Source organism: Tissierella praeacuta, assembly GCF_040396155.1.
GTDB classification, from domain to species: domain Bacteria; phylum Bacillota; class Clostridia; order Tissierellales; family Tissierellaceae; genus Tissierella; species Tissierella praeacuta_A.
The window spans coordinates 38,170-59,481 of record NZ_JBEBOY010000010.1; the positions used below are offsets into that span (position 1 = coordinate 38,170).

At 29.2% G+C, this 21,312-nt stretch carries 23 protein-coding genes; 4 read left to right on the forward strand and 19 right to left on the reverse strand.

The features are described from left to right. Positions 1 to 70: 70 nt before the first annotated feature. The 5 genes from ABWP20_RS06980 to ABWP20_RS07000 are packed head-to-tail and all read right to left on the reverse strand — an operon-like array spanning position 71 to position 4,372. Positions 71 to 1,195 carry a DHHW family protein gene (locus tag ABWP20_RS06980; protein ID WP_353095069.1) on the reverse strand — a complete coding sequence of 375 codons (1,125 nt, stop codon included), beginning with the start codon at positions 1,193 to 1,195 and terminating at the stop codon, positions 71 to 73. A gap of 10 nt (positions 1,196 to 1,205) precedes the next feature. Beyond that, positions 1,206 to 2,624: an MBOAT family O-acyltransferase gene (locus tag ABWP20_RS06985; protein ID WP_353095070.1), complete on the reverse strand. Its 1,419-nt coding sequence runs from the start codon at positions 2,622 to 2,624 to the stop codon at positions 1,206 to 1,208. Between the two features lie 53 nt (positions 2,625 to 2,677). Further along, positions 2,678 to 3,208, reverse strand: a complete 531-nt coding sequence (locus ABWP20_RS06990) for a DUF4358 domain-containing protein (RefSeq protein ID WP_353095071.1) — start codon at positions 3,206 to 3,208, stop codon at positions 2,678 to 2,680. A gap of 5 nt (positions 3,209 to 3,213) precedes the next feature. After that, positions 3,214 to 3,828, reverse strand: a complete 615-nt coding sequence (locus tag ABWP20_RS06995) for a hypothetical protein (RefSeq protein WP_353095072.1) — start codon at positions 3,826 to 3,828, stop codon at positions 3,214 to 3,216. After that, positions 3,818 to 4,372, reverse strand: coding sequence for an RNA polymerase sigma factor (locus ABWP20_RS07000; RefSeq protein WP_353095073.1), 555 nt, complete (start codon positions 4,370 to 4,372; stop codon positions 3,818 to 3,820). Before ABWP20_RS07000 ends, ABWP20_RS06995 begins: the two co-directional genes overlap by 11 nt. Before the next feature lie 175 nt (positions 4,373 to 4,547). On the opposite strand from ABWP20_RS07000, the gene ABWP20_RS07005 reads away from it, so the two are divergent. Next, positions 4,548 to 4,772, forward strand: a complete 225-nt coding sequence (locus ABWP20_RS07005; RefSeq protein WP_353095074.1) for an SDR family NAD(P)-dependent oxidoreductase — start codon at positions 4,548 to 4,550, stop codon at positions 4,770 to 4,772. 50 nt (positions 4,773 to 4,822) lie between these two features. Further along, on the forward strand, positions 4,823 to 4,963 hold the full coding sequence (locus tag ABWP20_RS07010) for an SDR family oxidoreductase (RefSeq protein WP_353095130.1): 141 nt from the start codon (positions 4,823 to 4,825) through the stop codon (positions 4,961 to 4,963). Positions 4,964 to 4,991: 28 nt separating this feature from the next. On the opposite strand, the gene ABWP20_RS07015 is transcribed toward ABWP20_RS07010, so the two are convergent. The 3 genes from ABWP20_RS07015 to ABWP20_RS07025 form a co-directional block, all read right to left on the reverse strand. Beyond that, positions 4,992 to 5,480: a CD3072 family TudS-related putative desulfidase gene (locus ABWP20_RS07015; RefSeq protein WP_353095075.1), complete on the reverse strand. Its 489-nt coding sequence runs from the start codon at positions 5,478 to 5,480 to the stop codon at positions 4,992 to 4,994. After that, positions 5,481 to 5,729: a hypothetical protein gene (locus tag ABWP20_RS07020; RefSeq protein ID WP_353095076.1), complete on the reverse strand. Its 249-nt coding sequence runs from the start codon at positions 5,727 to 5,729 to the stop codon at positions 5,481 to 5,483. Between the two features lie 128 nt (positions 5,730 to 5,857). Further along, on the reverse strand, positions 5,858 to 9,076 hold the full coding sequence (locus tag ABWP20_RS07025) for an SNF2 helicase associated domain-containing protein (RefSeq protein WP_353095077.1): 3,219 nt from the start codon (positions 9,074 to 9,076) through the stop codon (positions 5,858 to 5,860). Between the two features lie 216 nt (positions 9,077 to 9,292). On the opposite strand from ABWP20_RS07025, the gene ABWP20_RS07030 reads away from it, so the two are divergent. Continuing rightward, on the forward strand, positions 9,293 to 9,721 hold the full coding sequence (locus tag ABWP20_RS07030) for a YaiI/YqxD family protein (RefSeq protein ID WP_353095078.1): 429 nt from the start codon (positions 9,293 to 9,295) through the stop codon (positions 9,719 to 9,721). A 47-nt stretch (positions 9,722 to 9,768) separates the two neighbouring features. Here ABWP20_RS07030 and ABWP20_RS07035 read toward each other — a convergent pair whose 3' ends face one another. After that, a complete protein-coding gene (locus ABWP20_RS07035) occupies positions 9,769 to 10,236 on the reverse strand; it encodes a hypothetical protein (protein WP_353095079.1) in 468 nt (155 codons plus the stop codon). A gap of 564 nt (positions 10,237 to 10,800) precedes the next feature. Between ABWP20_RS07035 and ABWP20_RS07040 the strand changes: the two genes are divergently transcribed. Next, entirely contained in the window at positions 10,801 to 11,310 is a 510-nt protein-coding gene (locus ABWP20_RS07040) for a flavin reductase (protein ID WP_353095080.1), read from the forward strand. A 345-nt stretch (positions 11,311 to 11,655) separates the two neighbouring features. On the opposite strand, the gene ABWP20_RS07045 is transcribed toward ABWP20_RS07040, so the two are convergent. The 10 genes from ABWP20_RS07045 to ABWP20_RS07090 form a co-directional block, all read right to left on the reverse strand. Then, positions 11,656 to 11,823, reverse strand: coding sequence for a hypothetical protein (locus ABWP20_RS07045; protein WP_353095081.1), 168 nt, complete (start codon positions 11,821 to 11,823; stop codon positions 11,656 to 11,658). A gap of 59 nt (positions 11,824 to 11,882) precedes the next feature. Next, entirely contained in the window at positions 11,883 to 12,215 is a 333-nt protein-coding gene (locus ABWP20_RS07050) for a rhodanese-like domain-containing protein (protein ID WP_353095082.1), read from the reverse strand. A gap of 555 nt (positions 12,216 to 12,770) precedes the next feature. Next, positions 12,771 to 13,679, reverse strand: coding sequence for an AEC family transporter (locus ABWP20_RS07055; protein WP_353095083.1), 909 nt, complete (start codon positions 13,677 to 13,679; stop codon positions 12,771 to 12,773). Positions 13,680 to 13,759: 80 nt separating this feature from the next. After that, positions 13,760 to 14,524 carry a LytR/AlgR family response regulator transcription factor gene (locus ABWP20_RS07060; protein ID WP_353095084.1) on the reverse strand — a complete coding sequence of 255 codons (765 nt, stop codon included), beginning with the start codon at positions 14,522 to 14,524 and terminating at the stop codon, positions 13,760 to 13,762. After that, on the reverse strand, positions 14,502 to 16,211 hold the full coding sequence (locus ABWP20_RS07065; protein ID WP_353095085.1) for a LytS/YhcK type 5TM receptor domain-containing protein: 1,710 nt from the start codon (positions 16,209 to 16,211) through the stop codon (positions 14,502 to 14,504). Before ABWP20_RS07065 ends, ABWP20_RS07060 begins: the two co-directional genes overlap by 23 nt. Positions 16,212 to 16,318: 107 nt before the next feature. Further along, the gene (locus ABWP20_RS07070) at positions 16,319 to 17,464 is read right to left on the reverse strand and encodes a pyridoxal-phosphate-dependent aminotransferase family protein (protein ID WP_353095086.1); all 1,146 of its coding nucleotides are present in this window, start codon (positions 17,462 to 17,464) and stop codon (positions 16,319 to 16,321) included. 32 nt (positions 17,465 to 17,496) lie between these two features. After that, on the reverse strand, positions 17,497 to 17,844 hold the full coding sequence (locus ABWP20_RS07075) for a cupin domain-containing protein (RefSeq protein ID WP_353095087.1): 348 nt from the start codon (positions 17,842 to 17,844) through the stop codon (positions 17,497 to 17,499). An 18-nt stretch (positions 17,845 to 17,862) separates the two neighbouring features. Beyond that, positions 17,863 to 18,552: an LrgB family protein gene (locus tag ABWP20_RS07080; protein WP_353095088.1), complete on the reverse strand. Its 690-nt coding sequence runs from the start codon at positions 18,550 to 18,552 to the stop codon at positions 17,863 to 17,865. Further along, entirely contained in the window at positions 18,552 to 18,911 is a 360-nt protein-coding gene (locus ABWP20_RS07085; RefSeq protein ID WP_353095089.1) for a CidA/LrgA family protein, read from the reverse strand. Before ABWP20_RS07085 ends, ABWP20_RS07080 begins: the two co-directional genes overlap by 1 nt. A gap of 299 nt (positions 18,912 to 19,210) precedes the next feature. Next, the gene (locus tag ABWP20_RS07090; protein ID WP_353095090.1) at positions 19,211 to 21,238 is read right to left on the reverse strand and encodes a methyl-accepting chemotaxis protein; all 2,028 of its coding nucleotides are present in this window, start codon (positions 21,236 to 21,238) and stop codon (positions 19,211 to 19,213) included. Between the last annotated feature and the right edge of the window lie 74 nt (positions 21,239 to 21,312).

Below are 21,312 nucleotides of genomic sequence, written 5' to 3' on the forward strand. Positions count from 1 at the left end.
ACAATTTTGATATAGGTATTTATCATTTACTGTATTCACATACTTTTTTGACTTATGTTTATTAATTACCTTATCTTCCTAAAATAAACAAAGCTTTTTCCTTAGCAAAATTTTGTACATTAAATAAAATTAGTGCCTCATCAATTTCTTTTTCTTTAGCGAGATCTTCTATACTCATATTAAAATATCTAGGATCTATCACTATAATTTTTTCATAATGATTTGTTAAAAATGGAATAAGACTATTGGCAAAGGAATCTTTAATTACCAATAAACTTTTATTATTCTTCACTGATGTTTCTATTTCTATTAATGATTTATCTCCTCCTAAGAAATAAGAATACTTATCAGTTTTATTTAAATAAGTTTCATCATAAAGACTATGAACTTTTTCTTTATTATTAATTTTAATATTATAGTCCAACTTCTCCTTTGGCTCATAGATATATATATTATCTGGTTTTCCTAAATAAAAATTAGCCTTTCTATAATTAGTTCCCCAAAACTCTTGAGATACCTTTTTTATTATAAAATCCTCTTCTTTCAATGGATTTTCTCCCATTGCTTTCATATAATATTTATAAGCATAAAAAGCCCCTTCAGTAGTCCAATGATGGTCAGTTCTATAGTATATATCTTTATTAGATTTTTCACTTAAAGCCTTTACTAAGTTTATTAGTTTCATTTTTCCGTTAAAGGAGGATTCCAATTTATCTATAATAAGGTCCTCATCAATTATAGGTGCATATAAAGGCAATTTATGATTTAGAACTGTAGACTTACTAGGTACCAATAGAGAAGTAACATGGATATTGTGCTTATTCATTTTATCTAAAAATATATTGATACTTTCTATATTTTTCTTTAATTGTTCTTCATCTATTTCCTTATCTATATCAAATAAATAATCTTCTTTTCCAAAGTAAACTCTGCCATTATCCTTCTTTAATAAAGATAAATCTGAAATTGTCTTTAATCCTATCCAGTTATCTCTAGAGATAAATTGATCTGTTGTATAGGTTTCAAAATCTTTACTAAACCTTCCTGATATTATAGTATCCAAATTAAGCTTTGGAAGCCCTTGTAGATATCTATTTTCTTTATTGGAAAACACCCTTTTGGGTGATAATATATTACTTATGGATAAGGATAGTAATAATCCAGTACATATTATAACTCTTGTTTTTTCTTTCATATACATCCTCCTAAAAACGAAAATATAAAAATGGATTATAAGATTGATCTACTAGATATGCTATTGATAATACTATGACTCCGAATAAAAATATGTTTTCTATAATCCATGATATCTTATTAAATCTATTATTGATATTGACATACTTCCACAATCTCTTAGGTATATCCGTTGACCCTAGTATAAGAATTAAAAATAATAATATATTTGTATATAGTAGATATAAAGATGTATGGTTGTAAATACCATTACTTCCAAATCCAAATAAAATTTTGATATAATTTAGTCCATCTGCTATGGAATCAAAGGCAAATATGACCCAAGATATAAGGACTAGAAATAGAGTGTAAATTCTTGTAATCCACTGAGGTAATTTCTTTAATAGATCAAGAATAAATAACTTTTCTACAATCAATATAACCCCAAAGAATAATCCCCATAGAGCAAAATTCCAGCTGGCGCCATGCCATATTCCAGTTAAGATCCAAACTATTAATATATTCCTAATATGATTAAATCGCCCTTTCCTATTGCCCCCTAGGGGAATATATAGATATTCCTTGAACCATGTACCCAAGGATATATGCCATCTTCTCCAAAATTCAGTAATGCTTTTAGACATATAAGGATAATTAAAATTCTCCAAGAAATTAAATCCAAATATTTTTCCAAGACCAATAGCCATATCTGAATATCCGGAGAAGTCAAAATATATTTGAAAACTAAAAGCCAATATGCCAAGCCAAGCAGTTAGCACTGGAATATTTGACATATTTAAATGGGATATATTATTCCAAAGGATGCCTATATTATTTGCCAATAAAACTTTCTTTCCTAGACCTAAAATAAATCTCTTTATACCTTCACTAAATAAATCATAGGATTCTACTCTATTATCTATCTCTTCTGCTACAGTTTGATATCTAACTATAGGTCCTGCTATAAGTTGAGGAAAAAGGGTAACATAGGTGCCAAAGGAGATAATATTATTTTGTACTTTTGTATCTCCCCTATAGACATCTATTGTATAGGACATGGTTTGAAAAGTATAAAATGATATTCCTATAGGCAAAGTAAGGTTTAATAGTGGAATACTAGAACCTAATATATTATTTATATTGGATATAAGAAAATCAGAGTATTTGAAGAAACTCAATAATCCTAAATTAACAAATATAGATACTCCTAACCATATCTTTGCTTTGTTTATGTTTTCATTATATTTATAATAATGAACTAACCTACCACAGGTATAATCAAGAACTGTTGAAAATATCATAATCCATATATATTTAGGTTCTCCCCAGCTATAAAATAAAAGGCTTCCTATTAATAGTATGAAATTCCTATATTTTTTAGGCGATATAAAATATATCGTTAAAACAAATGGTAAAAAATAAAATAAAAATAATACGCTACTAAAAACCATAGTAATCCTCCAAAAAATATCTAGTCTGATAAAAAACCAGACTAGATTGTAATTTACTCAAAAAACTTATTGATAACATCTTCTACCTTCTGAATTTCTCCCTTTGCAAATTCAAGTCTTTCTTCATCTGTAGTATTTTCTCTATCATCAAATTTACCAAGCATTAAAAAGAAAACATAATCTCCATGTCTAACTACTTTAGCAGAATTTACTTTAGCAATATTCATAGGATATTGTAAAGATTCCCCTACAAGGTATTTTCTGTATTTTTCTAGACCTTCTTCTATTGTATCTCCTTTTCCTTCTTTTGCTTCAATTGCAATAAAAGTATCTACATTAGCACTTATCATTGGTGATTGTGCAATAAATGTTTCCATATCTTCTACCTTTATTCCTATTAAATTTTCTATTTCTTCTACAGTTAATTCTCTATTTGGATAGTAATCCTCACCAAGTGCTTCCTTAACTGCAGCATGTATTTCCCCTAAATCTACTACCTTTACTTCATTTTTCTTCGGCGTACAGCCTCCTAAAAACGAAACCATAATTATCATCACTAAAAATAATCCAAATATTTTTTTCATTTTATTTATCTCCTATCTATGTTATCTTTTATGTCATCTATATTATATTGGTTTCCAAGTTTATCTATAAAGATATCCTTTTCTACCTCTAAAAATTGACTTTCATTGCCATTCACTAAATAATATACTCCTTCCTCTTCCCGAAGAAATAATAAAGATTTCTTTCCCTTCTTAAATTCACCTTCCATCTGAGAGAAAACCTTTTCCTTTTCTGCTTTTCCTCCCTTTATCCTAAGAATAATTTCGTTTTCATAAATACCTCCTAAAAAAACCTGATCAACCCTTATGGTAATATCTGTATATATATAATTATTTTCTTTTACATATTGACTTCTATCAATTTTCTTAGTTTCTCCTACAACTATATAGTCTGCTTCATAGAAGCTAATCATAGGGTCATCTATGGTAAACATCCTAGCTATTTGAGGAATTTCAGTATAGTCTTTTGGAACTGAGTTTTGTCTCTTAAACAATAGTAAAGGAACTATTATAACTATAGCCGCTGCCATAGATGAAATCTTTACATATCTTTTATAGATTCTACTTTTTTTAACCTTTTCTCTTTCTAATGCTCCTGCCTTCTTATATACCCCTTCTAGGAATTCCCTATTATCTTTCATCATCTCCAGCTCCCTTCTCCAATACATCTTTAAGAGCTTTCCTAGCTCTATGGATCAATACTCTTGTCTGTCCTAAGGTTTTTCCTAGAATTTTTGATATCTCTTCATAGGATAATTCTTCAAAGTCAGCTAAATAAATAGCTTTTTCATAATCAGACTTTAACTTTTTCAAGCTATCAAAAAGGAGTTTTTTCTCTTCATCTTTTATTACCTTTTCCTCTATACTATCTTCATCTAATAATATTTCATTATCTCTCTCAAAAGGAATTACCTTTAACCTTGACTGCTTTCTTACATAATCTATAGCCTTATTTCGTCCTAATGTATATATATAAGTTTTAAAAGAATAGTCAAATTTATACTTTTCCTTGTAAACATAGACATAGGCAAATACATCCTGAGCAATATCTTCTGCAATAAAGATATCTCCAGTATATCGAGAAATAAAGTATATTAAGTTATCCTTGTGAGTAAATACAAGGTCTTCGAAGGCAGTTATATTACCTTTAAGAAATTTTTTATATAAAATTTTATCATCTACCATTGGAGTCCTCCATTGTCTTTCATATATTATTCGTCTGAACGGACAAAAAGTTACAGTAAATTCTATAATTTTTAAATTTGTTAGAAAATACTCCATAATATATGAGTTTAAAATTTTCTTGATTTCTCATATTAAATAGGAGAAAATAAATATATAATATCTTTGGAGGTGAAAAGTGAGATTAGATGAAAAAATTGTTCTAGTTACAGGAGCTAGTTCTGGTATAGGTAAGGAAATGGCTTTGCTCTTTGCCAAGGAAGGTGCAAGGGTAGTTGCTGTGGCTAGAAGAATGAACAAATTAGAGGAGCTGGTAAATTCTACTACTGGGTATAATGGAATAATCATTCCCTTTGAAGGAGATGTATCTAACCAAGAGGATATAGACAAATTGGTGGAGTAGATACAGAAATAGCTTCTCATCAAAAGCCTAATGCATTTGGAGTTAGTAGAATTATGTCTGGTACTTCAAATAACATAAGATCTGGTGAGCCTAAAGAAATTGCAAATATTGCATTATTCTTAGCTTCAGATGAATCTAGCTTAATAAATGGCGCAACTATTGTAGCTGATGCTGGTTGGACTGCATATTAATCAATGAAAGAACTAGGTGAAATCTCACCTAGTTCTTTATAAATTCTCTTAAATCTTCTATGAATTTTTTATTATCTTTTCCATCAAAATATTTTGTGGGAACATCTAGTGTATTTAAATGTATCTTTTCCTTTTCGACTAAAGACAATAACTCCTCCATAAGTATTCCTTTTGTAGTTCTTATACTACAAGTTGGACTGTTATTTATTCCAATAAGTCCTACAATTTCATATCCATTTTCCAAATACTCTTTCATCATATTTATGGCATCTTTAGATATATCTTTACAAAGCGTCCTAAAATCTACAGTATCATATTCTAATTTATTCATAGGTTTTCTATTTAATCCTAAGTGTCTATATTCGGGACAAGGTAATTGATGAATTCCAATTCCATTGTTCATAATCTCTTGAACTATATCTCTATATGCTCCTTTAGCTCTAGCCAATGGATTAACGACTGTGTTCTGGTTTAATATACAATGAGATATAAAAACTACTTTTTTACTTCTTTCCATCTATCTTATACCTCCAATATATCTCTTAGGAAGTCTTTGTATCAAGAAAGCAACCATTATGCAACTTGCTATTTTATCAACAAGATTACTTGTAATTCTAGGAATAAATGCAGCTGTAAATATGGTTCCCACAGTATCTAAGAATAACAATGGTATACTTAACATGTCTATTACTGTGCCAAGTACAATATTTACTGCTATTGCCAAACCTGAGAAAATTAATGCATAAGTATTATTCCTTTGATTCATTATTTTAACCTCCTACTATAATTTAACTACATAAATTATAGTATACAGGCTATTTATTGTATAATTGATAAATCTTATAGTTAATTTCTATATATAGATGAATTTTATTATTATATTGTTTATTACCCTTACTCTATATCAAATAATGACATTATCTCTTCTTCAGATAATTTAGATATTAACGTTTCCCCATCAGTAATTACTTTATCAATCATTTCTTTTTTCTTTTCCTGCAGCTTAAATATCTTTTCCTCTATGGTTCCCTTTGTAACTAGTTTAATAACCTGAACAGTCTTTTCCTGTCCTATCCTATGAGCCCTATCTGTGGCTTGATCTTCTACTGCCGGGTTCCACCAGGGATCAAAATGGATTACCATATCTGCAGAAGGCAAGTTTAATCCAACACCTCCAGCTTTAAGAGATATTAAAAATACATCTCCTATACCTTTGTTGAATTCCCTTACTAGATTGCTTCGTTCTGCAATAGGAGTACTCCCATCAAGATATAGAGCATCTATATTCTTGTATTCTAAAAGTTTTCTTATTTTTCCTAGCATAGTTGTAAACTGAGAAAATATCAATATCCTATGAGAGGAATTAACAGCTTCAACTACTATTTCCTCTAAAGAGTCTAACTTCCCACTTCCACCATTATATCCTTCTACAAAGATTCCAGGATGGCAGCATATTTGTCTCAATCTTGTTAATCCAGCGAGAATTTTTATATGTGCCTTATTATATCCCTTTGTATTTATCTCATCGTCTATTTCACCTTTTATAACCTGTAAATATGCCTTATATAATTTCTTCTGTTCTTTTAACATATCTACTACTACCTTTTGTTCTATCTTATCCGGTAATTCTTTTAATACTTCTTTTTTAGCTCGTCTCAATATAAAAGGTCTAATCTGATTACTTAATTCTTTTAACTTCTCATTATCTCCCTTCTTAACTATTGGACATTCATACTTCCTAATAAATTTCTTACTTGTCAAAAGATACCCTGGCATCAAGAAATCAAATATTGACCAAAGCTCAGATAATGAATTCTCCATAGGCGTTCCAGTCAAAGCAAAATAATTCTTTGCCTTAATATTTTTTACAGACTTTGCACTAAGAGATTCCTGATTTTTAATATGCTGTGCTTCATCTAATATACAATATCTAAAAAATATATCTCTATACTCTTCTATATCTCTTCTAATTAGTGGATATGAAGTGATTATTAAATCATAGTTTGTTATGCTATTAATAAGTTTCTTTCTCTCATCCCTATTCCCAACTACTATTAAGGTTTTGAGACTTGGCGCAAACCTATTTACTTCCTCTTCCCAATTATATACAAGAGATGTAGGCACTATTACAATACTTGCTTCAGAACCTTTTTCCTCCTTTTCGGATAGCAAAAAGCTTATCATCTGGATTGTCTTCCCTAGACCCATTTCATCAGCTAGAATTCCACCAAACCCATAATTTGATAATGTTTTAAGCCATTTGAAACCGAATTTTTGATAATCCCTCAAATCAGCTGTTAATCCTTTAGGTAATTCATATTCTATATCATCTGGATCATTTATATCTCGAACTAACCTCTTAAAATTTACATTTTTCTTGATATAGTCAATCCCTCTATCTCTTATAAACTTATCAAGATACAATGTCCTAAATTTAGGAATTTTAACATTTCCATCACGGAAGTTTTTTCCTTCAATATCTAAATAATTTAACATATCCATTATGTCAGCAAAGTCCTTATTATCAAGGGATAAAAAAGATCCATTTTTCAATTTATAATATTTCTTCTTTTCTCTCAAGCTTCCTAAAATATTTTCAAGTTCAGAATCATCTACACCTTCTATATCAAAATTAAATTCCAAACTATCCAATTTATCATCAAGTTTAAGTCCAGCTTTAAAACTATTGGAACTTATAAGGCTTACTTTCCTAAAATTCTCAGAATAATATACTTCACAGTGTTTCTGCAATTCAGGTATAATATCAGTTATAAAATCATAAATTTGTTCTTCTTCCTCTAGATAGAATCCCCCATCCTCTACCTTAAAATCTCCTTGTTCTAGAAGCGTCATTATAATTTTTTCAGTTTCTATATCTCTCAATAATATTTTTTCTGTATCTAAGCCAGTTATATTTTGTGAGGAAAAAGGATTTATATCTATATTTCCATAATTAAATATTACCTTTCCAAGAATTAAGTCATCTTGCTTATCAAAATACATTATAGAATGCAATGGCTCATTATATATTGACTCTTCTACATTTTTATCTATAATTAATTTTGAATGTTTTCTAATAATAGGAAGCACTTCTGATACAAAGGTCCCTTTTAAGTCTTTTTCTATTCTTATTAATTCTGTTTCTTTTCTTATTATTTCATTATATATTGGCATTATATTATTTATCTGCTCTTGAGATAATTGATAAATCTTATCTTTATAAAAAAAATATTCTCCATCTTGAGTCAAGGATACTAACTGTAATCCATCAACAACTCTTAATAAAAGGTCCTCTTTACTTTCCTCTATTTTAAAATTTAATTCTATATTTTCATCAGTTATCATTATATCCTTAACATAGTTATCATATATACTTGCATTAAACTTTCTACCCTTCATTAATTCAAGGAATTTCTCAAGGGATTTTGAGCTTAAATATACAGTATTCCCTTTAAATGTGCTACTATATTTATTACCATAATAGTTATAAAAATTTATTTCATAATTTTCATATAATAAGGTAATAAAATCTATCAGCTCCTTATCTTTAGAGTTAAAACAATGGATCCCTGGAGAAAATTTAAATTTCTTGCCAAATTCTATTACTCTATTCTCTTGTAAATCTGATATAAATTTCCCTAAACCTCTAACTACATATAACTTATCTTCACCAATTTTAAAATCAAGAAAAGCTCCTTCATCTGTAAACTTAAAATTCACTTCTAGATTTACAGGAACTTTCATATCACTTGATTCTTGCCTATAATAATGAAGTATGTTTTTTATATCTCCTTCAGATTTCTTATATCTTGTAAAATTCGTTTTTTCGTAGTTCATAATTGACATCAATAAAGCAACTATATGTTTACAATCTCCATGATATTTTTTATAGGCTTGACACGTACAAGACGTAGCAGCAATATTATCATAGCTATTAAACTTAACAGTTGATTTATATAGAGAACTGCCCACTATACTGGCAACATAATAATTATGGCTTGGAGTTGTCTTCACTTCCCTTACTTTCCCAGACTCATAATATTGTTTTCCTTTTACATAAGTGTCATAAAGTTCTACCCTGTCTATTAATATTTCATCTGTTAATCTTGACATTTGTCCACCACCATATCTATAAGCAATATATTTTTTCTATATTTCCATTGCTAATATAACAATTTAATTCTAATGGATATTCCAATACCTAAGAATTATTTTAACATATCCAAATATTACTTTGTCAGATAATATATTATTATAGTTCTATAATCCCGACATAGATTCTTAGTATATACTTATTTCTTTCATGATATAATGAATTGAGGTGAAAATATGAAAATATATGTGGATGCAGATGGATGTCCAGTAGTTGATATAGCAGTTAGAGTTGCGGAAGAATATAAATTAGAAATAATAATTGTAAAAAACTATGCCCATGAGATTGCTAGCCCTTATGCGACTGTTGTTTCTGTAGATATATCTCGTGATAGTGCTGATTTTTATATTGTAAATAAAATAGAGAAAGGTGATATAGCTATCACTCAAGATTATGGCTTAGCGGCCATGTGTCTATCTAAAAAAGCTATCCCTATAAATCAAAATGGTCTTATATTCTCTCAAGATAATATAGACGGAATGCTAAACCGAAGGCATTTACATCAACAGCTTAGAAAACAGAATAAATATTATAGTAAATCTAAAAATAGAAGTCATAAGAATGATAGGGAGTTTGAGAGGGGCTTAAGGAGCTTGATTATATAAGTGGTAGTACTAAAAAAACCAGGGAATTTCCTAGTCTTTTTAGTATATTAATTGAATTTCACATTATATTCTCCGTCTGTTTTTTCTACAACTATAGCTAGATTAGTTTTCTTTAAAAATTCATCTGGAATCTTAATATCTTTTTTAGTTAAATCATAAAGAAGATCCTCTATAGACTTCACTGCCTTTGATTCTGTGGCATCGACTTCGGCAACAAGTATTTTGTCCTTCTTTGGATTAATAGTTACTGTCAATCCTTTACCAGATAATTTTACTCCATCATCAGTAATTACTTCTTCCTTTAAATATTTAATATCTGAGGAAATATTGGAAGATAACTCCTTCAATGACATATCTGCAATAGATTTATCTTTATATTTGAATTCACTTATTTTAACCTTACTTACTTCTACTGCATTATCAACCTTCCTACTGGTTTCAGGATTAAACATGCCTAAAGCATTAAATATCAGAATAAATATAACCCCTATTACTGCAAATTTAATAATCTTCATAATTTACCTCCTATATTTATCTTCTAAAAATTATTAGTTACTTCTTATTACGTTCTATAAATCATACTTATACCTATTTTTCTTAATGTCATTCGACTTAGATTAGCTCCATTTGCTTTAAGTCCATTACTCTTTATGTAAAAAGTCCCTATCTAAATAATTATGTAGCAAAACACCTATTTTAGTATGCCTAATCATAATAAGACTATTTTATAAATAATTAAAATCACCTATAATTATATCTTATTATAATCATGTAAACTTGTCTACAATTGTTATTAATTATACGCCACTTACAGAACATTATACTATAAATCTTTTAATCTTTTCCTTAGCATTATTTATTTCTTTCTCTTTATCATTTTTAACTAAATCACCTAAATACCATTAGCACACTTAAATTTAATCTTAAAATATAAGCCTATCCCTGTCATTTAATTTTTCATCTATTCTTCTTTATTCCTTATTATACCATGTTATTTCTTATTTTATAATCATATCGTATTAATTTAGTGTTTATTATTATATAATAATAAGTAAAACAATAATTTGGGAGGTATGATTATGACTAATTTTAAAGAAATTGGACCTGAGGATTTTAACTATAGCCCATTTAAATTAATTGGAAAAGACTGGATGTTAATTACTGCAGAAAAAGATGGAAAGGCTAATACAATGACTGCATCATGGGGTGGTTTAGGTGTTATGTGGAATAAAAATGTAGCATATGTTGTCATTCGTCCACAAAGATATACTAAGGAGTTTGTAGATAGTGCTGATTCCTTTTCATTGACTTTCTTTGATAATAGTTTTAGAGAAATACTATCCTACCTTGGTACAAAATCTGGTAGAGATGAGGATAAAATTAAAAAATCAAATCTTACACTTATACATGATAATAATATTCCTTATTTTGAAGAAGCAAATATAGCAATTTTCTGTAAAAAATTATTTGCTCAAGAATATAAACCTGAATCCTTTATTGATAAAAAAATCGACAAACAATGTTATCCTAACTCCGACCATCACACACTTTATATTGGAGAAATAACTAAAATACTTGTAAGAGAATAAGCATTGGCTTTAAATAGGATTATTAAAACATTAGGAATAAACCTATTGATAATGCAATAAATATAGGGACTGAAATAATCTCAGTCCCTATAAATTAAATTTTATTCCTTGATTTTATTGAATAAATACAGTGATATATAATGTTTTGGCATACTGTCATCAATATAAAACAAATACTTAAAATATAATATGCACGATTTGTTTCCGCATTATATATAAGTAAAAAATATACTGTCCATACACTTATAACAATAGTAAATATCATTGATATCATACTGACTTGGTTTTTTATCTCTAAATTTCGATAACGTAGATACACAACGATTACAAGAGCAATTATGATACTTATTGCAATCCATTTTCATACATAATTAAAAATGGAATAGATGCACGCCAACCTGTTCCACAGTAAAAAGCAAGGTCGTTATCCAAAGTAAAATCAAGGTCTTTCCATAATTCCTTCATTTCATCCATAGTAATATAAGTTCCATCTTCATGAGTATAATCTTCCATATGATATGGATCACTTCCTGCTTTACCCCATACTGCTCCTTTAGCTTCTCCAGCTTTATCTATATAAGAATATCCACATGTACAGCACCTAGTATATGACCCTTATTATAATCAGGACTATCATTAGCTGTTCCCCAAGAAGCTTCTAAAACTATATGTTTCTTTGATTCTTCTTGTTCGCCGTCAATAACACTTTTAACCCATTGTGGGGATACGAATACTTTCTTTACATCTACTGCTTCTACTTTCGTCTCTTGTGTATTTTCATTATCAACTACTGATTTATCATTTACTGGAGCATTGTCCGACTGCTTAGGCTCTTGCTTGCATCCTGCCATTACTGTCATTATCAATGTAACTACAAGCAATAAAGCAAAAAATTTTCTGTTCATTAATAAGCCTCCCTAGTATTCTTATAGGCTTCTCTTGTAACAATATAAAACTCAGTATCATTAAAAATGTGGCACTATTGTTTGATAAAGTCCAATTAGCAATATCTATAGATTATATTATGTATATAAGTATAATCTATAGTAAATCCATACATATTCTAGTATCAAATATTGTATACTACAGGAGTTTGACGTATTTATAAAAGAATAATCCATATACCTAAAGTATCTTTCATCACAATCTGGAGTATTATGGTATAATCATATTAAATAGGAGGTGCTAAAAAAGATAAAAGAGGTTCCAATATTAGGGCTAATATAAGAGAAATGACTATTGATAAAACCAATAATTCCATACCAGAGTTTAACAAATAAATCATAATATACTAAAACTAGGCGTGAGCCTAGTTTTTATTTGATCTTTTTTAAATAATATTCTTTTGTCATAGATTCTTAGCTACTAAAAATCTTTCAATTAATTATTATTGTTTTAGTTTCTTTTGCTCGTCTATTATATTAAATATAATTTCATTTTATAATATAAAGTTTAGAAACTTATAAAAACATTGATATAATTGGTATTGTTATTATTGATACTATATGACTTATTATGGTAAATTTAGATGCAAATTCTATTTCTCCCTCATGCTTTTGTGTTAAAACTACGAGCAATATTGCTGATGGCAAAGATTGCATTATAACTACAATATTTAGAAGTAATTCTGGTGTATTTACAGCTCTAAGTGCAATTAATGTTATAATTGGTGTTACTAACAATCTAACAAAGCAGCCATAGTATATATCCTTATCTGCAATTATTTCTTTTAGCTTTATCTTTGTAATTTTTTCACCTAATATTAACATTGATAATGGTGAAGTAAGAGCTGAAAGCATTGAAAGTGGTTTACTTACTACATATGGTAATTGTATCTTTAGTATAAATAATATTGTTCCAACTAAAACTGCAATCAATGCTGGAGTCTTTGCCAGTTTCTTGATAGGTGATTCTGATTTCTCCTTTGATAATATACTTTCTCCATAAGTCCACAATAATGTATGATATGGAATCATAAATACAGAAGCATATAAAACTGCCTCTTGACCAAATAACTCATATATCAATGGAAGTCCCATAAATCCAGAGTTAGGAAATATTGTACCAAACCTTAAAACTACATTTTTCCCCTTAGGATATTTCACAAAAACTAATTTAGCTAATATCATAGTAATGAAATGTATTCCTATAGAGTATGTAAATATAAGCAATACCCATTTTAATGTATCTTCCGAATAAGTCATATTAAAAGATGAAAGTATAAGTGAAGGTAAAGCTATTGCCGTAAGTATCTGAGTCATACCCTTAGATATAACATCGTCTATTATATTTCTTTTAGTAGCTATATATCCTATGACCATTAGTATAGCTAGTACTACAACTTGTTGTGTTACAAAATATGTCTGCATGTTCTTCCCCCTAAAATTCAATTACTTATATTATATATCTGTTTTATTAGAAAATCTAGATGAACTCATTGGCCTTAGTTCTAGATATTCATTATACCTTTAAACTCATTTATCTTGCTCCTACTAATGGGGATTTTTTCCTTTACTCCAGTTAATTCCAAGGCATAGGTAGCATTATACCAAGGAATTATACTTTCTATAAAATTTAAGTTTACCAAATAACTTCTATGACCTCTAAAAAAATTAGGATATTTTAACTGTTCTTCTAAATTATTTAATGTTAGACGAGATTTAAAATTTCCCTTAGTAGTTATTATATATACATATCCTTCTAAACTAGTAATATATACTATATCAGATGGGTTTAAAACTATTATTTTGTCTTTCTCATTAACGTATATCTTTGTAAGTTTATATTCTTCATCCTTATGTAATTCTCTAATTATTTTCGCTATAGATTCTATATATCCTTGACTTTCCCCTTTCCTCAGTTCTATAACTCTTTCAATGGTTTGTCCTAATCTAGATTTCGATATAGGTTTTAATAAATAATCTACTGCATTAACTTCAAAGGCTTTTATTGCAAATTCATCATAAGCTGTTGTAAATACAATCACAGTTCTTCCTTTATCTTTCATAATAATATCAGCAACTTCTAATCCACTGATTTTAGGCATTCGAATATCTAAGAAAATTAAATCAGGCTTTAATCTAAAATTCTCATTTATGGCTTCATACCCATTGGAAGCTTCTCCAACAATTTCTACTTCGTCAAAGTCTCTAAGTAATGAGATTAATCCCTTTCTTGCATAGTCCTCATCATCAACAACTAGACACCTCAACATTGAAATCTACCTCCCTTACTTTAGGAATTTTCATTGTTACAGCTGTACCTTCATTATATTTGCTATTTACCTCTAGTCCATAATCTTCACCATATTTATTTTTTAACCTTTTGTTTACATTGATTAATCCTATGGAATCATTATTTTCTTTATTATGAAATAAATTAAATAAGGTTTCTTCCTCAATACCTATACCATTATCTTCCACAGTCAGAGTTGTTATCTCTTTTTCATCCATAGCTTTTATTCTCACAGTCCCTCCTTCAATTTTTTCAAATATTCCATGATTTATTGCATTCTCAACTATGGGTTGAAGTATTAAAGGTGGAAGATAGCAATCTAAATTATCTGGTATATCAAATATGACTTCTAATTTATGCCCAAATCTGGCTTTCTCAATTTCAATATATGATCGAATATATTCTATTTCTTCATATATATTTACTTCTTCTAAATTCTGCTGCAAATTCTTCCTAAAACAAGTTCCTAAATGTAATAATAGCTCTTTAGCTTTCTGAGGTTCTGTTTCTGTACAATACGCTATGGTATTTATGGAGTTAAATAGGAAATGAGGATTTATTTGAGATTGAAGGGCTTTTAATTCAGCCTTTGCTAAAAGTCTTTTTTGATGCTCCAATTTACTTAAAGCTATTTGAGTTGAAAATAAATCCCCTAATCCTAGAGCTAATTCTAAGTCTACTTTAGTGATAGAATCTTCTTTTTCTTTATATAAAGTCAAAGTGCCTATAGTTTCAATATTTTCTTTAAGGGGAACAATAATCGCTGAGCCTAAGTTCTCATTAATATCCTTGTAATCTATTTTTCTATTTAATACCTTTGCATATCCAGTTTCTATAACTTCTTTCATTAGGCTTTTCATATTTTTATCTTTAATATCATAGTTTTTATCTTTTCTTCCTACATATGATAATATCTTATCTTTATCTGTAAATACTATGGCCTCAACATCTATCATTTCCTGTATTATTTTTGAAGTGCCCAATGCTGTTTCTTCATTAAACCCTTTTCTAAAATATGAAAATGACTTATTAGCTATTTTCAAAGTTACTTGAGCCTGTTTGGCAGCTATTTTTTCTTGTTCACTAGATATACTATCTATTATTGCAATAAATGCAGCTATTCCTATGGTATTTAATATAACAATAGGAATTGCAATTATATTTACTATTTTTAAAGCATCGTAAAAAGGTCTAGAAATCAATAAAATTAAAAGCATCTGCATGCTCTCTACTATTATTCCTCCTATCGCGGCTATTCCACATCTATTTTTACTTTTATAATATCTCTTACTCAATAATCCAGATATTACTCCTGTTAAAATAGTAGAAGTGGTGCAAGCAATAGTAGTTAATCCATGTATATCTATTATCATTCTATGAAGACCTGCTATAATCCCAGCTAATATTCCCACCATGGGACCACCTAAAATTCCTCCTACAAAAACTCCAATGGCTCTGGAATTAGCTAGTCCTCCTTGTATGTATATTCCTATGTACGTTCCAATTATCCCAAATACTCCAAATATTAAGGATAAAATCAATTTATCCTTAATTTCAATATTCTTTTTAGCCAATAATTTTTTCACTGGTTTTACTCTAGATATTATAAAAGCGAGTATCATTATGATTCCAACTCTGTTAACTAAATCAATAAATATAGTCAGCATTTTCCTCACCTCTTACACTATAAATCAATTATATATCTTTCTAAGGATAATTAATAGAGTCTGCTTTTACAGAAAAAGGATGGTTAAAACCATCCTTTTTATCTGTCCTATTTAAATAACTCTGCCATTAGTACTCCTACGCCTTTACCGAGTTCTACTTCAATTCCCAATCTATATAATGTTCTTTCTATAGCTGCTATGGTAGAAACCATGTCATGAATACCTATATTGCCCATATGACCTAATCTAAACATTTTTCCTGCATAAGCTGCTAATCCCCCTGCCACAACTACTCCTTCTTCTCCTAAAACTTTCCTAAATTCTAAATCATTTACTCCATCCATATATAAAACATTAGATAGAGTAACAGCTCTATGCTCTTTTTCTGCCAACAAAGTGAAACCTAAGGATTCTAAAGCAGACTGCATAGCTCTTGCATTCTTTCTATGTCTTTCATATCTATTTTCAATACCTTCTTTTTTAATTAAATCCACAGACTCTTTCAATGCCCAGATTAAATTTATTGCTGGTGTAGCAAAATATTTTGATGGATCTTGCATTACTGGAAGCCATTTTTCAAAGTCTACATAATATTCTGTTATACTACCTAATTCTTTCCTTCTCTCTAGTGCCTTTGGCCCTGCCCAAAGCAGGCAAAGTCCTGGAGCCACACCAAAAGCTTTTTGGGAACCTGATATTAGTATATCTATATTCATATCATCAATATATTCTGGTTCTCCTGCTGCAGCACATACTCCATCTACTATAAATAGAGTGTCTTTGAATTTTTTGACTACTTCTCCTATTTCTTTAATAGGTGCAACTACTCCAGTTGATGTATCCACATGGGTTACTGTAACAGCCTTATAGTCTTTTTCTTTTAATTTCTTCTCTATAGCTTCTGCCGATACTGTTTTTCCCCATTCACTCTGTATTAAATCTACTTTTATACCTTTTCTCTCAGCTATATCAATAAATCTATCTCCAAAGAATCCATTAGATACTATTAATAAATTATCACCTGATTTTAAAGTATTTGCTATGCCCATTTCCATTGAAAGAGTTCCAGTTCCAGCTATTACAAATACTTCTCCTTCTGTTTTCCATAGTTCTTTCATATCTTTAAGTAATTCTTTATAATCATTTATAAATCCTGAGTCTCCAAAAGCAACAGTTTCTCTACCCATTTGATTTTGAATAGATCTTACAACAGGAGTTGGTCCTGGTATCATTACTAGTTTACGAGTATTCATTATTAATTTCTCCCCTTTATATTCTATATTAGTTAAGCTTTCATAATTAATCCTATAAACTCCAAATCTTCATTTCCAATATTCTTTATTGAATGTCCTTCTCCACTTTTGCATAAAGTGAAATCTCCTTCTTTGATATTTATCTCATTGCCATTATCGCTGTAAATAGCCTGACCCTTAAGTATATAGTAAGCCTCTTGCTCCCCTTCATGCTTATGAAATCCTATGGAATTTCCAGGTTCTATTACATGCTTTGCAAACAGTCTGCCATGTCCGCAAAAATCTTCTACTTCTAAGAAATGTGTTCTTTTAATTTCCCCTTCTCCTTGCATTAAATTTACCACTACATCTTTTCTTAATTCATCTGGTTTTTTCATCATTTTAAAATACCCCCATATCTAAATTAATATTTTCAATAACCATGGCACTAAAAATACAGTAAGCAATCCCGCAACACTTATGGCTAATGAACCCATTGCCCCTTGTACTTCTCCTAATTCCATAGCCTTTGCAGTTCCTATGGCATGGGATGATGTTCCCATTGCTATCCCCACAGCAACTTCATCATGAATTCTAAATAATTTACATACATATGGTCCTATAACATTTCCTGTAATTCCTGTAAGTACTGTTACAGCCACAGTTAAAGCTGGTATTCCCCCTATTTGAGCTGATATCTCCTTAGAAATAGCTGCCGTTACAGACTTTGGTATAAGTGATACAAATACTGGTCCGTTCAATCCAAATGCCTTACCTAAATAAAATATACTAACTACTGACGTAATACATCCAACTATTATACCTAATAATACTGGTATCCCACTGCTTTTTAATCTATCGATTTGTTTATATAATGGTATTGCTAAAACCACCGTTGCAGGTCCTAAAAAGAAGTTAATTATACTGCCTCCTTTATTATAGATTTCATAATCAATATCAAAGTATGATAATAGGATTATTATCAAGCCTATTGCTATAATTAAAGGGTTAAATATTGCCTTCTTAGTTTTTTTATTTATAAAAAGCCCTATTTGAAAAGCAATAATCGAAATAACAAATCCAAATATAGGTGTATCTAAATAATCCACTATTTGCTCTCCTCCTTTCTTCTGCCTTTTAATAATTGAACAGTTAGACCTGTAACAGCTATTACTAATGCTGTTGTTAAGATTATAACTGCCAAAATTTGCAGCCATTGCTCTTTTATTAGTCCCAAGGATACTATTAAACCTACACCTCCTGGAATAAATAAAAAGGTTAAATGATCTAGGAAGAATTGAGATGTTTTTTCGATATTTTCTAATTTTAATATTCCAGTCAGTAAGCAAATTAATAGTATTATCATTCCTAGAACTGTTGCTGGAATAGGTATTCTTGTTATCTGCTGAGTGATATGTGCTATAAATAATATTCCAACTATTATAGATAGTTCTTTAAGAATTTTCATCAATACCACCACCTTATCTTTAATAAAACATGTTTAAACTTGCATTTCCTCCTTTCTTTATTTTATAAGATACAAATCTTTTACATTAATATGTTACAGTGTTGTTTCCATATTGATTATATGAATTTTTCCAAATTTATACAATATTTTTGCTATGAAATGCTAACAATCATAGACAAAATGCAAGATTAATTTGTTGATTGACAATTAACAAATTAATGATAATAAATTTTATTCTACAATAAAAAAACTAGATAATACCTATCTAGTTTTCTATCTAATGATTATTAAAAATCATATTATATTGTAAATATACTTAATTTATCTTTTAATTCCTTAGCTAGTTCTTTTAATTGTAATGCAGTTTCATTAAATTCTGTCATAGTTGCATTTATTTCTTCAGCAGATGCTGATACTTCCTCAGTACTTGCTGAACTTTCTTCTGCTATTGATGATATACTTAGCATCCTATTTACTATATTGTCTTTGTTTTCATTTGTCTGATTTATGGAGTCCTTTATTTCTCCTATTCCTTCTATTAATCTATCTATAGATTCCATAATCATGTTAAATATAGACTTTGTTTCGTTTACAAACTCTGTTTGTTCATTAACTACCATTTGTGTACTATTCATAGTTTGCCCTACTAGGTTTGATTTTTCTTTTATTTCTTCTATCAAGGTTTGAATTTTATATGTGGCATTTCCTGACTGTTCTGCTAACTTTCTTATTTCGTCAGCAACTACTGAAAATCCTCGTCCCGCTTCTCCTGCTCTTGCTGCCTCTATTGCTGCATTTAATGCCAATAGATTTGTCTGAGCAGATATCTCATTTATAGTATCTGTTATAACTCCTATCTCAGCAGTTACCCCATTCATTTCTCCTATGGCTATTGCCATATCCTTAGATGTCCTATTTACTTCTTGGGTTTTTTCGATTAATCCGTTCATACGTTTTAATCCATCTTGACTTAGTTCATTTGTTTCTAATGATATTGTATTCATATTACTAGCTAATTCTTCAATATTTTCAATTTCCTCTGCTAATTTATTTACTCCTTCTACTCCATCACTTATATCTTCAGCTTGAGATACAGTTCCCTGCGCTACTTGGTCTATAGTTATACTTATTTCATCTATGGCTATAGATGCTTCATTTGCAGAATTACTCATTATATCTGATGTACTCAATATTATATTTGAAGATTCTCCTATATCTGTCACTAAACTTCTAATAGTATCTATCATATTGTTAAATCCACGACCTAAATCTTCAAACTCATCTCCTGTATTTATATTAATATGAAATAATAAATCACCCTTTGATGCTTTCTCAAAACCATAAAGTAGTTTATTTATGTTTTTATTTATCCATCTTACTACAAATAATGCAACTATTACGGCAACTGCAGCTATGGTTGCTGTCATGATTCCATTAGTCAATCTTATTTTATTTGTATCGTTTAATAATTCTTCCTGACTTAAATTAACTAATATCTTCCAGCCCCTCTTATTATCTGTAATATGACCTATATATTCTTTTTTATCGTTTATTGTGTAAACATCAAAATCCATCTCTTCCTTAGAAACATTATTCCACCATGGCATTTCCTTAGCAGACTCTCCGCTTAATTTCCCTGAGTCTGGATGGGCTACTGTAACTCCTTTAGAATCAATAACATGAAGATATCCATTTTCTCCTATCTTTATAGCTGACAATATATTAGATAAGTCTTCCAAGGCTATGTCTATGGCAATTGCACCGATAATTTCTCCATCTGACTCTATAGTTTTGGAAATTGTGATTATATTTTTTCCCGTAAATGCATCTATATATGGGTCTGAATAAGTCAATTCTCCTCTGTTCTCTACTGCAGCTTTATACCAATCCCTATTCGTAGGATCATAATCTGGTGCTAATTGAGTTTCTGGATATAATATGGTTTGTTTATTTTCTAATCCAATATATGCCCCTAAAATATCTGGGTCCGATTTTTGTGCATATCCTAATCTTTCAAAGACCTCATCAGTAAGTTCTCTATTAAAATATATATCTTTAAACAATTTATCCTCTACAAACATATTGATAATTGATTCAAAACGCCCAAAAGAAAAATCAATAGAATTTTGAACCTGCTCAATATTTTGTAAAGACGTGACTTTAAGTTTGTTATATAGAATATTAAAGGATGTTTGATATGAAAAAATACCTAATAGTATTACAGGAATTACAGATAACGACAATAAAAGTATAATTAATTTCGTTTTAATACTCATTCGTCTTTTTGTTTCCCTAATCCTCTTGGATTTATTTACTCTTTCCTTCATAAATCATCATCCCCCTTTGTGATTCTTTTAACTAGTCGATTATAATATATATCGACACTATTTCAAAATTCATT

Coding starts and splice junctions, on each gene's coding strand:
- ABWP20_RS06980 (WP_353095069.1), bottom strand. CDS start 1,195: ATGAAAGAAAAAACAAGAGTTATAATATGTACTGGATTATTACTATCC.
- ABWP20_RS06985 (WP_353095070.1), bottom strand. CDS start 2,624: ATGGTTTTTAGTAGCGTATTATTTTTATTTTATTTTTTACCATTTGTT.
- ABWP20_RS06990 (WP_353095071.1), bottom strand. CDS start 3,208: ATGAAAAAAATATTTGGATTATTTTTAGTGATGATAATTATGGTTTCG.
- ABWP20_RS06995 (WP_353095072.1), bottom strand. CDS start 3,828: ATGAAAGATAATAGGGAATTCCTAGAAGGGGTATATAAGAAGGCAGGA.
- ABWP20_RS07000 (WP_353095073.1), bottom strand. CDS start 4,372: ATGGTAGATGATAAAATTTTATATAAAAAATTTCTTAAAGGTAATATA.
- ABWP20_RS07015 (WP_353095075.1), bottom strand. CDS start 5,480: ATGGAAAGAAGTAAAAAAGTAGTTTTTATATCTCATTGTATATTAAAC.
- ABWP20_RS07020 (WP_353095076.1), bottom strand. CDS start 5,729: ATGAATCAAAGGAATAATACTTATGCATTAATTTTCTCAGGTTTGGCA.
- ABWP20_RS07025 (WP_353095077.1), bottom strand. CDS start 9,076: ATGTCAAGATTAACAGATGAAATATTAATAGACAGGGTAGAACTTTAT.
- ABWP20_RS07030 (WP_353095078.1), top strand. CDS start 9,293: ATGAAAATATATGTGGATGCAGATGGATGTCCAGTAGTTGATATAGCA.
- ABWP20_RS07035 (WP_353095079.1), bottom strand. CDS start 10,236: ATGAAGATTATTAAATTTGCAGTAATAGGGGTTATATTTATTCTGATA.
- ABWP20_RS07040 (WP_353095080.1), top strand. CDS start 10,801: ATGACTAATTTTAAAGAAATTGGACCTGAGGATTTTAACTATAGCCCA.
- ABWP20_RS07045 (WP_353095081.1), bottom strand. CDS start 11,823: ATGGAAGATTATACTCATGAAGATGGAACTTATATTACTATGGATGAA.
- ABWP20_RS07050 (WP_353095082.1), bottom strand. CDS start 12,215: ATGAACAGAAAATTTTTTGCTTTATTGCTTGTAGTTACATTGATAATG.
- ABWP20_RS07055 (WP_353095083.1), bottom strand. CDS start 13,679: ATGCAGACATATTTTGTAACACAACAAGTTGTAGTACTAGCTATACTA.
- ABWP20_RS07060 (WP_353095084.1), bottom strand. CDS start 14,524: ATGTTGAGGTGTCTAGTTGTTGATGATGAGGACTATGCAAGAAAGGGA.
- ABWP20_RS07065 (WP_353095085.1), bottom strand. CDS start 16,211: ATGCTGACTATATTTATTGATTTAGTTAACAGAGTTGGAATCATAATG.
- ABWP20_RS07070 (WP_353095086.1), bottom strand. CDS start 17,464: ATGAATACTCGTAAACTAGTAATGATACCAGGACCAACTCCTGTTGTA.
- ABWP20_RS07075 (WP_353095087.1), bottom strand. CDS start 17,844: ATGATGAAAAAACCAGATGAATTAAGAAAAGATGTAGTGGTAAATTTA.
- ABWP20_RS07085 (WP_353095089.1), bottom strand. CDS start 18,911: ATGAAAATTCTTAAAGAACTATCTATAATAGTTGGAATATTATTTATA.
- ABWP20_RS07090 (WP_353095090.1), bottom strand. CDS start 21,238: ATGAAGGAAAGAGTAAATAAATCCAAGAGGATTAGGGAAACAAAAAGA.